The organism is Bdellovibrio sp. MYbb2, assembly GCF_056175685.1.
In genome coordinates this window covers 216,841-230,187 of record NZ_JBJKJI010000003.1, presented here as the reverse complement: position 1 = coordinate 230,187, position 13,347 = coordinate 216,841, and the positions used below count along the sequence as shown (strand labels likewise).

At 48.9% G+C, this 13,347-nt stretch carries 10 protein-coding genes; 6 read left to right on the top strand and 4 right to left on the bottom strand.

What is annotated here, in order from left to right; genetic code table 11:
- Positions 1–8: 8 nt before the first annotated feature.
- Complete coding sequence (locus tag AC04MQ_RS15035; RefSeq protein WP_015091096.1) at positions 9–1,319, top strand: hypothetical protein; 1,311 nt, start codon at positions 9–11, stop codon at positions 1,317–1,319.
- A gap of 1 nt (position 1,320) precedes the next feature.
- On the opposite strand, the gene AC04MQ_RS15030 is transcribed toward AC04MQ_RS15035, so the two are convergent.
- Positions 1,321–2,748, bottom strand: coding sequence for a hypothetical protein (locus tag AC04MQ_RS15030; RefSeq protein ID WP_015091095.1), 1,428 nt, complete (start codon positions 2,746–2,748; stop codon positions 1,321–1,323).
- A gap of 177 nt (positions 2,749–2,925) precedes the next feature.
- Here AC04MQ_RS15030 and AC04MQ_RS15025 point away from each other — a divergent pair, with 177 nt between their 5' ends.
- Positions 2,926–5,967 (top strand): outer membrane lipoprotein-sorting protein, encoded by a 3,042-nt coding sequence (locus AC04MQ_RS15025; protein ID WP_080602378.1) that lies wholly within the window; start codon positions 2,926–2,928, stop codon positions 5,965–5,967.
- Here AC04MQ_RS15025 and AC04MQ_RS15020 read toward each other — a convergent pair.
- Positions 5,964–6,470, bottom strand: a complete 507-nt coding sequence (locus AC04MQ_RS15020) for a TetR/AcrR family transcriptional regulator (protein ID WP_475392477.1) — start codon at positions 6,468–6,470, stop codon at positions 5,964–5,966. The genes AC04MQ_RS15025 and AC04MQ_RS15020 overlap by 4 nt on opposite strands.
- A gap of 143 nt (positions 6,471–6,613) precedes the next feature.
- On the opposite strand from AC04MQ_RS15020, the gene AC04MQ_RS15015 reads away from it, so the two are divergent.
- From AC04MQ_RS15015 to AC04MQ_RS15005, 3 genes are read left to right on the top strand one after another with little or no spacing between them, the layout of a single operon-like run.
- Positions 6,614–8,134, top strand: coding sequence for a GH3 family acyl-acid amido synthetase (locus tag AC04MQ_RS15015; RefSeq protein WP_475392476.1), 1,521 nt, complete (start codon positions 6,614–6,616; stop codon positions 8,132–8,134).
- Positions 8,131–8,697, top strand: a complete 567-nt coding sequence (locus AC04MQ_RS15010) for a hypothetical protein (protein ID WP_015091091.1) — start codon at positions 8,131–8,133, stop codon at positions 8,695–8,697. The genes AC04MQ_RS15015 and AC04MQ_RS15010 overlap by 4 nt, the downstream gene beginning before the upstream one ends.
- Positions 8,694–10,676 (top strand): C45 family autoproteolytic acyltransferase/hydolase, encoded by a 1,983-nt coding sequence (locus tag AC04MQ_RS15005; protein ID WP_475392475.1) that lies wholly within the window; start codon positions 8,694–8,696, stop codon positions 10,674–10,676. The genes AC04MQ_RS15010 and AC04MQ_RS15005 overlap by 4 nt, the downstream gene beginning before the upstream one ends.
- Here AC04MQ_RS15005 and AC04MQ_RS15000 read toward each other — a convergent pair whose 3' ends face one another.
- Entirely contained in the window at positions 10,677–11,390 is a 714-nt protein-coding gene (locus AC04MQ_RS15000) for a substrate-binding periplasmic protein (protein WP_015091089.1), read from the bottom strand.
- A 64-nt stretch (positions 11,391–11,454) separates the two neighbouring features.
- On the bottom strand, positions 11,455–12,210 hold the full coding sequence (locus tag AC04MQ_RS14995) for an MnmC family methyltransferase (RefSeq protein ID WP_475392474.1): 756 nt from the start codon (positions 12,208–12,210) through the stop codon (positions 11,455–11,457).
- Positions 12,211–12,249: 39 nt separating this feature from the next.
- Between AC04MQ_RS14995 and mnmL the strand changes: the two genes are divergently transcribed.
- Entirely contained in the window at positions 12,250–13,257 is a 1,008-nt protein-coding gene (gene mnmL / locus AC04MQ_RS14990) for a tRNA modification radical SAM protein MnmL/YtqA (protein WP_475392473.1), read from the top strand.
- Positions 13,258–13,347: the final 90 nt, after the last annotated feature.

Below are 13,347 nucleotides of genomic sequence, written 5' to 3'. Positions count from 1 at the left end.
TATCAGGAATGTCGTGGCTGCTTCCCTTTCTTGTGATTATCATTCTGCCCGGCTCTGTGTTTGCCGCCCGCAAAACAGAGTGGAGCCTGCATTTGGATTCAAAGCTTGAGGCCACAGCCTTCCCGGAAGAATACGGTGAAGACACCAACTCGGAACTTTATGGTCTGGAACTGATTCCGATTTACCGCTGGAAGTATCTTGAGTCCTGGCGTTTTTTCGTGCGCCCCGTTTTTGTCGCCACCCCGAACAACAACTCTGAAGAAGAACGCTATTTCTTTGATCCCTCCGAAGCCTACCTCCGCTACCAGACGGAAAGCTCTTCCCTGCAGGCGGGATACAATCTTTTCACCTGGGGTGTGACCGATGGCTACAACCCGGTGGATATCGTGAACTCGAAACAGTATTTCGATCCCTTACGCAGCCGAAAACTGGGCGCGCTGTCACTTTCATATTCCCAAACCATGGGAAGCTGGGAGCTGGAGCTGATCTATATCCCACAGAATCGCGGATCACTTCTGCCGGGCACAGAAAGCCGCTGGCTGCCACGGGAGATCTTCGTGCCCCAGACTGCCGACAACGATCTGGTGCTGAATCTTCCCGAAAATCTGCGTTATGATTATTCTTCAAGACAGAGCCTGGGAAATGCCCTGGACAACAATTATGCCTTTCGCCTGCAGCGCAGAGGTGAATTTATCGATGTGGCCCTGACGGGATACGAGGGGGCTGCCAGCTTTCCCTTTGTGGAGCCGGTGGTGACCGGAACCATCGTACAGGTTTCACCCAAAACTGTGATTGATGTCGATCCGGATGTTCTTTTAAACACCTATAACTATCGCATTCGTCAGGGGGGACTTTCTTTTGTGATGAATCAGTGGAACATGCTTTTTAAAACTGTTGGCAGCTATACTCAAAGCCTGGAAGACAACCCGGCTCTGCAAAAATGGACGAATGAAAATGTGCTGGGTCTTGAGAAGACCTTCAATCTGGGTGAAAGCGGTCTGTTGATCGGTATTCTTCAATACTCTTTCGTGAACACGGAAAAGAAGAATGACTCCAATCTGTCTATTACGGAAATCTTCCGCAGTGCCTATATGGCCGGGGGCCGCCTGACATGGAAAGAAGTCTGGGGATTTAATTTGCTGGGACTGTATGACAGCGTCCACGGAAGCACTTATCAGCAGTATTCGCTGAGCCGCCGTTTTTTTGATGCGTGGGTGTTGACGATTACGGCGGACCTTATTCAGGGATCCGCCGACACTCCTTTGGGAGTTTATGGAAAAAACGACTCTTATTCGTTGTCCTTAAGCCGTTCTTTCTGATTTACGGAGTCAGCTGCAATACCAAATCCGAAGATTCCGTCGTCAGCAGCTTGTTGACCTGCAAGGACAAACCTTCTGCCACAGGGATATCCGGCAAAGTCATGCTGACCGACTGCCCCCACAGGGAATCAATAATACGATCCCGGATGGTGGCAGACTTAAAGCGGCGCGAAGGACTGTAACGGGAAATATAAGTCGAATCATAGACCCCCGTCATTCCCAAAGTCGGGTTCACAAACTTTGCCTGCACCTTTCCGTCATCCAGTTTCAAAGTCACTTTGGAATTGAATGGCAAAGTGAAGTTCATAAACGAAATATAAGATCCGGATTTTGGGGCCTGCATTTTCGCATACATGGTTGTTTTCACAGAATACTGCAAACCTTTTCCGGTGATTTGCACATCCTTGTCTGAATAAAGATCAAACAGGAATTTGGCTGACTTGGAATAGTTCATCAGCTCAGGCCAGATAAACAGCTGAACAAAGCGGGAATTCATGATCGTCGAAAAACCCGGAAGTTTGCTGGAACTGATCTGATGCAGCCAGGTATTACCTTTATAAGCCTCACTTAAAACCACATTGATAAAGTCCTTCGGCAGACGCAAAGATGCCGAGCTTGAAGACACCGCGGAACCTTCATCCAGTTTCAAAACTTTTTTGGAATCCTCTGCGACACGAGTGAAGGACACGGCCAAAGTTCCTTTGGCCAGCAAGCCCTCTGTGCCCAGATCCTGAAAACTCTGAACCGACATTGTGACTTCAATATCCGGGCGGGCCACAACAAGTTTGCGGCTGCCGGAGAAATCAAAGGTCACCCCTTCCAGATATTTTTGAACATAGCTTTTAATAAGTTCTTTTTGCGGTTCCACGAAGCTGGCCGAGTCATTTGTGATTTTAGTGACTTCGTTCATCAAGATGTCCGAGAACCCTTCAGCCCCTGAACATTGCACATTGCCGGCCACAACCCACGCGCCCGGATTCCAGGACAGAGCCACAGAATCAACATTGGCGCCCGCTTGTGTGCTTCCCACGTTCGGAGTCACTTTCATTGCAAACTGACCTTCACCGGATTTCAAATTCAGCACAATATCCTTACACTGAGCCTGAACGCGAAAACGGCCGATAATGCCACCCACATTGCGCTCCACCAGATGATCAACCATGACCTCTGCAATCTTGAGTTCTGCCGCCAGACCTTTGGATGAAAGCTCCAGGGCGCTCTGAGAACCGCTCAGGGCGGGCTTTTCAAGGCGGGACTTAATATCAATTGAAATGCCTTTAATGTGGACTGGGATTTCCTGACTTACAACCTGCTGATCAGGAAATTGCCAGTTTGCGGTGAACTCGCGAGTCGTGAGTGTTTTCCACTTTTCTTCAATTAAACTTTGTTGGAATTGTCTAGGTAGTTTCAGTTCGAACTCTGATTCCACAACTGTTTTGGAAAATGCAGGTACAGTTATTAAGAATGTGAGTAGCGTGGCCGATAGTTTTGTTGTCATCATAGAACTTCGTTTCCTCATCATGTCAGACATCATGTTTCTAAGTTACGGCTTCAACTGAAAAATCTAAAGGAACTTTTTTAAGCAGAATCGAAAGAAGACATTCCAATGATAAATACGACAATCGCCAAAATATTTTCAAAAGTTTCCGTCAAAACAGTCTGCATTTCTACCCTTCTTTTTGTTTTTCTGGCCTCTGTCCTTGGTCTGTTCGCTCTGCCTGGTTTACAAACGCAGTACAGTTTAAAGCAATTTTTGCCAGTGGATAATCCGCTGCTACAAAGAGATGAACATACTAAACAGGTGTTTCAGCTTTCAGAAGCCCAGCCCTTTATTGTCACCGCCAAGATCAAAGAAGACGGCGAAACCTGGTTCAGTCACGATAAAATTCAGAGTTTAAAATCCCTCACGGATCTGCTGGCAAATTATCCCGGCGTCAAAGGCACCTTAAGCCTGGCCACCGTACAGGGTGCTGTAAACAATAAAGAGGGCCTGAGCGTCGGCCCCCTGCTGCAAAATCTTCCCCATGAAAAATGGCAGACTGAAACCCTGGCCAATCCCCTGATTTCGCCGACGCTGATTTCAGAAGATGCAAAAACGGCCTCTGTTATTGTCAACATCAAGTCCCTGAACACGAAGGACTTGCTCAGTCTGCGCCAGAATCTGGAGGTCACGGCCACCGCCGCTGTGCCTTTTGCTCACATTGAAATTGGCGGAACTCCGGCCGTCCAGACCGATGTGGGCGTCCTGCTGCAGACCGAGATCCGTAATTTTGTTGTTCTGGGATTTCTGGCGTGCTTTCTGGTGCTGGGATTGATATTTGCCAATTGGTCCCCTTTGATTATTTCATTTGTGACCATCATATTTGCCAACATCATTGTTCTGGCCATCATGGCACTTGCTGGATATCCGTTTTCAGTCCTGTCTACAACAATTCCGATTCTGACCACCGTGGATGTGGTGTCATTGATTATTCATACACTTCTGCGCTACGCCGAAGAACAAAAGAACCAGCCACACCTGACCCATCAGCAACGTGTTGTCTACACGTTCAAAGTTTTGCTGGGACCCAATTTCTTTGCCTCCACAACCACGATGATCGGCTTCTTAAGCCTGTTGATGACCAAGGTTCCGTTGATTCGTGACTATGGCGTAACCGCCGCCGGAGCCATTGTGATTGGCTGGCTGGTCACGACAATGACCCTGTTCCCTATGCTTTATTTTATGCAAGGCCCCAAAGCCCGCGACTGGGCCTGGGCTAAGGCACGCTGGGGCTTGTATCTGTTCCGCCGCTCGGGCATCTGGGCATTTTTAATCATCCTGGTGTGTTCAGCATTGGCGATCAAAGGTCAGGGGCTTTCCTGGTCCGCCCGGTTGTTTGATGACCTGCCTGCGAATCACCAGGTGCGCCTGTCCACTGAAACCATTGATCGGGAACTGGGTGGAATGATTCCGGTTGATATTGAAGTCAAGGGGCCTGCAGATTCATGGAATGAACCAAAATTACTGGCGCGTCTGGATCAACTGTTGTCTGAACTTCGCACTGTCGAAGGTGTCGGCAGCGTCGTGGGACTTCCGGATCTGGTGGCCGCCGCCAATCTGCACCATTCCCGCCTGCCAGCCAGCCGTTCATCAACGGCCGAAATATTTTTCCTTTATTCCTTAAGCAGCGCAAGCCCGCTTAAGAACTTCCTGACTACAGATTCTGCCAACACGCGGATCTCAGTGCGGACCTATGATCTGCCATCCAATCAGCTGCATTCTGTGGTGGATCAAATTCGTGAAAAGGCCAAAGCGGCTTTCCCGCAGATGAATGTCGAGGTCACAGGCATGGGTTCGACCATTCATCACTTGAACAATGAACTTTCCAAAGAACTGATTTTCGGCTTCTGGCATTCGATGATTGCAATCGCCCTGGTGCTGGTGGTGGTCTTCCGCTCTGTTCGCTGGGCCATCGTGGCCTGTATTCCCAATCTGGTGCCGCCGGCAGCTTTACTGGGCTTTCTGGCAATTTCACAAACACCCATCAAACCCAGTGTCGCTATTATCTTTTCGATCGCGCTGGGGTTGGCATTTAACAATACAGTTTATTTGCTGGAGCGGCTTCGTTACATGCAGAAAAAGTCCAAGAGCAAAGAGCTTGAAATCGAACGCACTCTGTGGCGCGAGGGAAATCCTTGTCTTATCTCAAGCCTGACCCTGCTTGCAGGCTTCTCTGTCTTTATGGCGTCTTATTTTGCAATGAACAGGATCTTTGGCTTCTACATGCTACTGTCAATGCTCGCTGGACTGGTTGGTGATTTGATTCTTCTTCCAACCTTGCTGAAAAGTTGCCCTTGGTTGCTCGGTCCCGTACCGTGGAAAAAGGAGAAAGTCATGGCAACAACAGCAATGATACTTTTGACACTATTTGTGGCAATGGCCCCAATTCCAACGCATGCCCAGCTTCCCACTGCGGAAAAGTTGGGTGAAGAAATGAGCCAGCGCCTGCGTTCCCGGGATGAGCAGTTCGTCGTGAAAATGAAGATCATCGAGGCCGACGGCTCAAGCAAAGACCGCGAAATGAAGATTTGGCGGTTCAGCCCTCAAAAAAAAGAGCACTATCTTCTGGTGCGCATGCAAAAGCCGCAGGATTTAAAAGGCACCGCCTTGCTGGCCACCCTGAAAGGTGAACAAGAGGACAAATGGATTTATCTGCCCTCAACCAAACAAACCCGCCGCCTGACCGGCGAATCGGGCCAAGGAGGCATCCTGGGGTCTGAGCTTTCCACCGAGGATTTTGATTTCAATCGCGACCAGGCGGCGCAAAATGTCATCAAAAAAGAGGCTGAAATCGGCGGCAAGAAATATCTGATTGTGGAATCAGACGTCAACGCCACCTCTTCGTCCTATTCCAAAATTATCAGCTACGTTTCATCGGTCGAGTATGTTCCCGTGAAGATGGAATGTTACGACAAACAGGGAAAACTTTTAAAAACCCTGGATTTCACGGGATACAAAAAAGTCTCTGGAGGCAAAATGCGCGCTTCCAAGATCAGCATTAAAAATGTCCAGAATAAAAGAGCCACGGTTATTGGATTGGCCCAGGTGAAGATCGACCAGGGGCTGACGGCCGCGCGCTTTACACCGAAAGCGCTGGCTGAGGATTAGTTCTTTTTGATGTAATCAGCAAACAGGTCATCGACCCGTTCTGGCGGCAGCTGGAACGCGATGGCCCCAAGCTCTTTCAGATAGATCTCCAGAATCTGAACTTCGCTTAAAGTTGGGAATTCGATTTTCATCGCTTTCATCAACAACGCTTCCGCCTCATTGATCATCTTGCCGAACTGGGTTCCGGCGTTTTTCTCCAGATAATAAAGCACAAACAAATAAGGCATATTCTTCACATCCCGCAAAACAGCGCGCAGCCGCTCGCGAATGCCGACAGTTTTAGTGCGCTCCATATTGAAGATATGAGAAATAACGAATTTATAGGCCTCTTCCAAAACCTTGTCTTTTTCCTTCCCGAAATAATAGTAAATCAAGGACCGGGTGACGTTGGATTCTCTGGAGATATCAGACAAGGTCCACTGTAAATGACCTTTGGCCACTTCCATCTTCAGAATAGCGTTACAGACCGCAAAATAGATTTCTTCTTTCGATTCAGTTGCCATCCTGCAATTTTGACAAAAATACCCGAATTCTGTCAATGGAAGCTGCCGAATTCGACAAAAACCCTCATTTCCTGTCAACGCCATAAAGCGACAAAGGTTTTAAATCGAAATAAATTGCCTTCATTCCAACGAAGGAGATTTTTATGTTCGCAGTGAATCATGTTGTCCAGTCCCTGGGTCAAAAATACCTGAAAACATACGGTCAAAGAATGACCGTGAATCATCAAGACATGCTGGCAAAACAAGAAAAGAACTTTGCCAGCCTGAAGCGTTCCATGACCGGCACCCGCATCTATAAGGATTTGCGCCTGTCCCACATCCACTCTTACGAAGAGTTCGTAAACCATGTTCCGGTGTTTGGTTATGACGAATATGCGCCCTATGTCGACATGATCGCTGCAGGCCATAAAGACATTCTTTTCAAAGACAAAGCGGACTATTTTGGTCTTTCTTCCGGCACTTCCGGGAAAGACTCCAAGCGCGTTCCTTATAATGAACGCATGATTCGCATGTTCATCAAATCCCAGAAGCGCATTGCAAGCAAACTGTCCACGTTAGAGCCGAATCTGAATCTGCTGAAAGCAGGTCGTCTGACTTTTGGTTCTGATCCTTATCTGTATTCCCAGAATGGTTTTAAATTTGGTTACATTTCCGGGATTCTGTCCACCCGTGTTCCAAAGGCTTTGGCCAAGAACACCTTCCCTTGCCGGGAGGTGCTGGCTATTTCCAACTGGGACAAAAAGATTGAAATGCTGGTTAACGAATCCATCCAGCAGGACATTCAAGTGGTGAGCGGAATCCCTACTTATATCATTTCTATCTTTGAGGCCGTTTTGCAAAAAACCGGCAAAACCCACATCAACGAAATCTGGCCGAACCTGAAAGTCTTTGTCTATGCAGCCACCCCGATCAAACAATACCAGGAACGCATTGACCGTCTGGTGGGTCACGAACTGAACTATTACGGTGTTTATGCCGCAACGGAAGCCGCTATCGGCCTGCCCTATGAAAAATATGAAAACGGCCGCCAGCGCTATTTCCTGAACCCGGACCTGATTTACTCTTTCACTCCGGTCAATGGACCAAAAAAGAACATCGGCCTGCACCAGATTGAAATGGGCGTGGCTTATTATTTGAATGTCGGCACTCCCAACGGAATGATTCACTATTGCATGAAAGACGTTGTCAGCTTTGATCTGAATAACGGCGATCTCGTATTTGAATTCGTGGGTCGCAAATCCACCGGCATGAACCTGGCCGCGGAAAAAGTCAGCGACGACGAAATTCTGGATTGTTATTTGAACACCAAAAATTCTCACAACGTGGATCTGCGTCACTTCTTCCTGTCCCCGGTCCTGAACAACGGCAAAGCCGCATATCTTTGGACTTTGTTCGTTCCGGAAAAAGCAAACATCAATATGGAAGCCCTGGCTGCGACCCTGGATCAGCAGATGCAAAAACTGAATGGTGACTACCACGACTGCCGCGAATTGGGGGTTCTGGGCCCGGCCCAGGTGCAGATCATGAATGCTGATTATCTGCAGGCGTACTTCGAGAAAAACCGCAGCCGTGGTCAGTTCAAAATGAAAACAACTTTTGAAACAGCGGAAGAATACCTGAGCTTCATCCGCAACAACCTGGAACAGACAGGACTTGCGCAATGATTCTGTGGATGATTTCGGTGGGATTTTTATCAGCGTTTGCGCTGGGGCCTGCAAGCTTCAGCATCATTCGCAGTCTGGTGTCCCGCCGCACCTGGCCCTGGTCCTCGATTGCAGGTTTTTTACTGGGGGATGTGACCTACATCCTTCTGGCAATGGCCCTGCTAAAAAGCCCGTTGTTTCACCAGGAATGGCTTAAGATTACATTGACAGGGATGACCGCCCTGGTCCTGTCAGCTTACTCTTTGAAGGTTCTTCTTTCCAAAGAACAGCCTGCCACAATTGAGATCCCACATCAGGGATTCACCAAGAGCCTGGCTTTGACCCTTTCCAACTTCCACCTAGTTTTGATCTATGCAGGTCTGTTCGTTCACCTGCGGGACGCAAAATCCCTGTGGCTGGGAGTCCTCGTGTATCTTCTGACCTTCGTGGTCAGCTTTCTGGCTCTTTTGTGGGGGCTTAAAAGACTGCACGGGCCTATCAAGCAATTCTTAAGAAAAATCGAAATCGTGGCCGCCTGCGGTTTCTTCTGCTTTTCAATTTATCTTTCTGTGGGGATCCTATGAAGCGTCTTTTTATCCTGGCTCTTTTACTTCCCGGCTCTGCCTTTGCGGACTGTGTTCTTAAGAATGAACTGCAAGGCCAAAAGCATTTTGTCTGTCAGGCCCCGGGCACTTCGAAATCGGTGCACGTGCTGGATCTGAAGGGTGGTTTTTCTGAAACCGCTTATTTCCACGGCTATTTCCTGAAAAAAGAAATCGAGGCTGGTGTCTTGAAGGGTGTTCAGGTCAGAACCGAACGTGCTTTTTCTGCCCTGGACAAAAAGTCTCAGGATCAGCTTTTGTTGATTAAAAAATGTGTGATCGACAACTATCGCGCCAGTGTTTCTGATGAATTTAAATCCGGCCTTAAAAACCTGCACCGAGGATTGAAAGATGCCGGAAGCCAGGTGCCTTGGACTGCGTTTGAAGAAACCAACTACATGGTGGAATTCTCTATCTTTGCTGATTCCATGCAAAGACAGATGGATGAAAGCCCCCGCAAAGGAGCCATGAAGGTTTTTGCCTCCTGCGCGCCTTACTTTATCGGGAACACTCTGGCCAAGCCCTTTAAGTTGCTGGCTCAGGGTTTGAGATCCATTAAAATGGGTTGTACAGGGATCAGTGCATCAGCTAGCAGCTCCAGGGATGGGGCCCTTGTTCATGGTCGCAACTTCGACACGGGCCTTCTGGGTTTCTATGAACCTGAACAGGTCATCGTGATCAATCGCCAGAAAAACGGAACCACGTCTGTGGGGCTGGGTTCTGCGGGGCTGCACTATGCCGGCGGTATCAGCGGTATCAACAACCACGGTCTGTCTGTGAGCTTGCATGAACTGCAAACCGAGGGCACCCAGATTCGCTATGATCGTGGTGAATCCGACATCGCCCCTTACCTGCTGCATTCTGTTCTGTTGAAAGCACGCACCCTTAATGAGGCTATTGCCATGATCCAGACCCGCAAGGGCTTTGGAGCATGGACGTTCTTTATCTCTGACGCCAAAACCGACGAATCCGCTTCCATTGAATTGAGTGGCGACACTGTGGTGGTGGCTCGTCGCGCGCAAAACAAATTCCTGGGTCAGAGCAATCACTTCCTGGGTGGCAAAACCAGTCAGGAAGGTTATGAATACAGCCTGAACAAAACCCTGGAAACCCGCGCGCGTCTGGCGCATGTCGAACGCACCCTGAATGAAGACTTCGGAAAAATTGATACTCAATGGGTGATCAATCGCTTAAGTGGTCACAGCGACGAACTGGTGGGTGCAAGATCCTTTGGTCGCACCACCACGAAACTTTACACCGCCGCGACCCATGTAATGCAGCCAGGCCGCATGCAGTGGTGGATGAGTGTGGCAGAAACCTACCCGACCAACCGTTCACACTTTGTCGGCTTCCGCCTGCTGGGTCCGGGACAAAAAGCTCCGGTGGAAATTCTGGGAACCACCAAAGCGTGGGAAGATCCAACGAAACCTGCCTGGTATGACTCTATGAAATACTATGTGAAGGCCTATCTCGCCAATGAACAGGATCACAGCACGATCACAGGTCTGGATCGCACCCTGGCCTTGCTGGAAACAGCGTCTGCGACCGCAGCTCAAGATGGCGTTTTTGAATTCCCGTACGAATTCATGTGGGCGCGAATCAAGGTTTTGCGTGCAGCCAAAAATATTATGAATGGCCAGCGTGACATGGCTTATAGCGATCTGACTGAAGCTCAAGAGCGTCTGAACACGATCTCGGCCCGCCTGGGTTCAGGACTTCATGACTATGAAAACTTTCAGCTGGATCTGTGGAGATTCCGCGCAGAGACCCTGAAGCCTCAGGCAAAACAATCCCGTGCCGCCCAGGGTGCTTTCCGTCAGGAAGCTCAAGGATTGTTGCAAGGTTTGATTTCCAAATACCCTCGCCAAAGTGAACTTTATGATTTGCAGTGGAGTCTGGGCGAAGAGGCGCAATTATACATTGTCCTTGATGCCGAGATCCGCCTGGGAACTGTGGAATAACTACGGTGTGGTGGCGACAGTCTCGGTCAGGACCCGATCGAGGCTGCCGTCTTTTTTCATAGTCTCAATGGTTTTTGAGAAAATATCGGCAAGACGTTTGCCGTCATCGTTATCCTGAAATGCATAGTACACAACCTGCTCGGACAGAGGCTGGTTCCGGTCAAACTCAATCTGTTTCTGACCGCTTAGTTGCAGCGCCTTCAACCCTGAACGCTCTTCCACGACAAAAGCATCAATCAGGCCCTTACCCAGCTTTTTCATATTCAGCACATCGTCAGCCGCCATTTCAAAGCGGATTTTCTTGTTGCCGATAAGTTCTCGGACGTAAGGATAGCGGAAGGTCAGGCCGACTTTTTTGCCCTCAAGATCTTTCAGGCTTCTGAGTGGTTTGTCTTTTTTGTAGAAGACATAATCCACCTTGCGATAAAAAGCGCTGGATTTAGCAGAGGCCTGAGGAACATAAACATCCAGTGCCGGAAAAAACCCATCCACCTTGTTGTTAGTGAATGCCAAAAGAGTTTTGCCGGTGGGATAAACCAGAATTTCGATTTGGCGGGAATTGCGCTTGGCGATTTCCCGGGTCAGATTGACGAAAAGGCCTTTTTCGGGACTTTCCACCATTAAAGGAATGGCGAAGGTCGCCATAACAATCGGCTTGGCCGAGGCTACAGACGACAGAAGCAGCAATGCTGTTACGTTCGCGATCAAAGACATAACTAAGTAAAGATTTATTGATGGTAATTAGCAAGGCCTTTTCAGCCAGCGCAACGTTACAAATTCAGATATTTTTAAGACCCAAAGTGGAGTTGCGCTTCCCTTGAAAACCTTCGCGCAGAATCACTTCAAAACCCTGGGCTTTCAGTGCGCGCTTCAAATTCCCCTTGCAAGCATAAGTAGTCAGAAGACTTTTCTCCTCTGTACCTTCGCGCAAAATCTTGTTCAGGAACTCTTCTTCCCACAGGTGCGGAGAAGTCTTGGAGCTGAAAGCATCATATAAAATACAGTGATATTTCGACACCAGCTCAACGTCTGCATCAAGGGCTCCGCTGATTTTGCTGACATCTGAAAAATGATTTCTCAAGAAAAACTTAAGATCCTGCGGATCAAGCTCCGTGTTACCACAAACACTTTGCAAAACCTGATCATAAGTTTGCAGCACTTCCGGATGAAGATTCGTGCGATCCTCGTGCAGCCACTGAATGAAAAATTCGCGCAGTTCCGGGACACTTTCATAACTTGTGATCAAGCCCACATCCGCAGACGTTTTTCCCAAAAGCAGTGCTTCGCGCGCGATCACCAGTTCAATGTAAGCAAGCCCCAGGCCCACCACTAGAAAATGAGGTTTCTGCACCTTCTGAAGGATCTGTTTTGCAGGGTCTCCGTAGATCATCAACGTCTCAGCGCATGCTCCGCCCGAGTGATGCATGGTCTCGCCGCGATCGGTGGCGCCGTCTATAGACTCAAGCAGACGCAAACTGGGGCTTGCATCGCCCGTGATCTCAATTTCAAAACCAATATCGGCCCAAGACTTCATTTGATTGACTTCCCGCAGAAAAAACCTGTAAAAGTGCCTATGGAAAAAGGCTGGTTAGGGGTTCCCTATCATACTATCAGTGAGCACTACAATAAACTCTTTGGTGAAAAGGTTTATAAGGTGCCGGTGGCTGTCGTTGACGACTGCCCGAACCGCCGTGGCCTGAAGGGCATGCAGACTTGCGTGTTCTGTGACGTTTGGGGTTCTGCCGCCAACGCCGAAAGCCTTTCCATGGAGCTTCGTGCGCAAATCGAAAAATACCACGGCATTATCAGCAAAAAATATAACGCCAAGGCCTTTTTGATTTACTTCCAGGCCTACACCAACACCTTCACCAAGGTGTCTGCCCTTAGAAACAATTTCGACGTGGCCCTGTCTTATCCTTGGGTGAAGGGCTTCACCGTGGGCACCCGCCCGGACTGCCTTTCAAAGTCTGTCTTGGACCTGTGGCAGGAATATCACGAAAAATCCTTCGTGGCCGTCGAACTGGGTGTGCAGAGCTTCTATAATGACCAGCTGGAGTTCATGCGCCGGGGGCACACCGCGGAAGATTCCATCGCGGCCATTCACAAAATCGCTTCATCCACGACGGCGGATCTGGGCATTCATCTGATTTTTGGAAGTCCCACGGAAACTGATGAACAGATCATCGAAACGGCCAAGATCTGTAACGACCTGCCGATCACCAACGTGAAACTTCACAACCTGCATGTCCTGAAGAACACTCCGCTGGAAGAGATGTATCACAAGGGTGAATTCAGCCCGATCGACAAAGACACCTACACACGTCGTGTAGAGCTGTTCCTGCAGCATCTTTCCCCGCGTTTGGCTTTGCACCGTCTGGCAGCTTATTCTTCGCGCTGGGATGAGCTTGTGGCGCCAGAGTGGACACGAAACAAGATGGGCATGCACCAGCACATTATTGATGTTTTGCGCGCTCACGGCGCTTATCAGTCCCAGAATTTCGCAGCTTTGAACGACTCGGACCTGCTTCTGCAGAAACGCTTGTTCGAAAAATCGCAAAGAACAGACGCAGTCCGTGCTTAGTTTCTGCACAATTTAAGATCGTGTAAGATCAGTACAGGGAAATTTCAGCTTTAAGCCCCCAAATTTAAGGTTTCAGCACTGGACTTTAGT

What these genes read in the sequence shown, in the direction of transcription:
- AC04MQ_RS15025 (WP_080602378.1), top strand. Translation starts at nt 2,926, where the DNA reads ATGATAAATACGACAATCGCCAAAATATTTTCAAAAGTTTCCGTCAAA.
- AC04MQ_RS15010 (WP_015091091.1), top strand. Translation starts at nt 8,131, where the DNA reads ATGATTCTGTGGATGATTTCGGTGGGATTTTTATCAGCGTTTGCGCTG.
- AC04MQ_RS14995 (WP_475392474.1), bottom strand. Translation starts at nt 12,210, where the DNA reads ATGAAGTCTTGGGCCGATATTGGTTTTGAAATTGAGATCACGGGCGAT.
- AC04MQ_RS15015 (WP_475392476.1), top strand. Translation starts at nt 6,614, where the DNA reads ATGTTCGCAGTGAATCATGTTGTCCAGTCCCTGGGTCAAAAATACCTG.
- AC04MQ_RS15005 (WP_475392475.1), top strand. Translation starts at nt 8,694, where the DNA reads ATGAAGCGTCTTTTTATCCTGGCTCTTTTACTTCCCGGCTCTGCCTTT.
- AC04MQ_RS15035 (WP_015091096.1), top strand. Translation starts at nt 9, where the DNA reads ATGTCGTGGCTGCTTCCCTTTCTTGTGATTATCATTCTGCCCGGCTCT.
- AC04MQ_RS15000 (WP_015091089.1), bottom strand. Translation starts at nt 11,390, where the DNA reads ATGTCTTTGATCGCGAACGTAACAGCATTGCTGCTTCTGTCGTCTGTA.
- AC04MQ_RS15020 (WP_475392477.1), bottom strand. Translation starts at nt 6,470, where the DNA reads ATGGCAACTGAATCGAAAGAAGAAATCTATTTTGCGGTCTGTAACGCT.
- mnmL (WP_475392473.1), top strand. Translation starts at nt 12,250, where the DNA reads ATGGAAAAAGGCTGGTTAGGGGTTCCCTATCATACTATCAGTGAGCAC.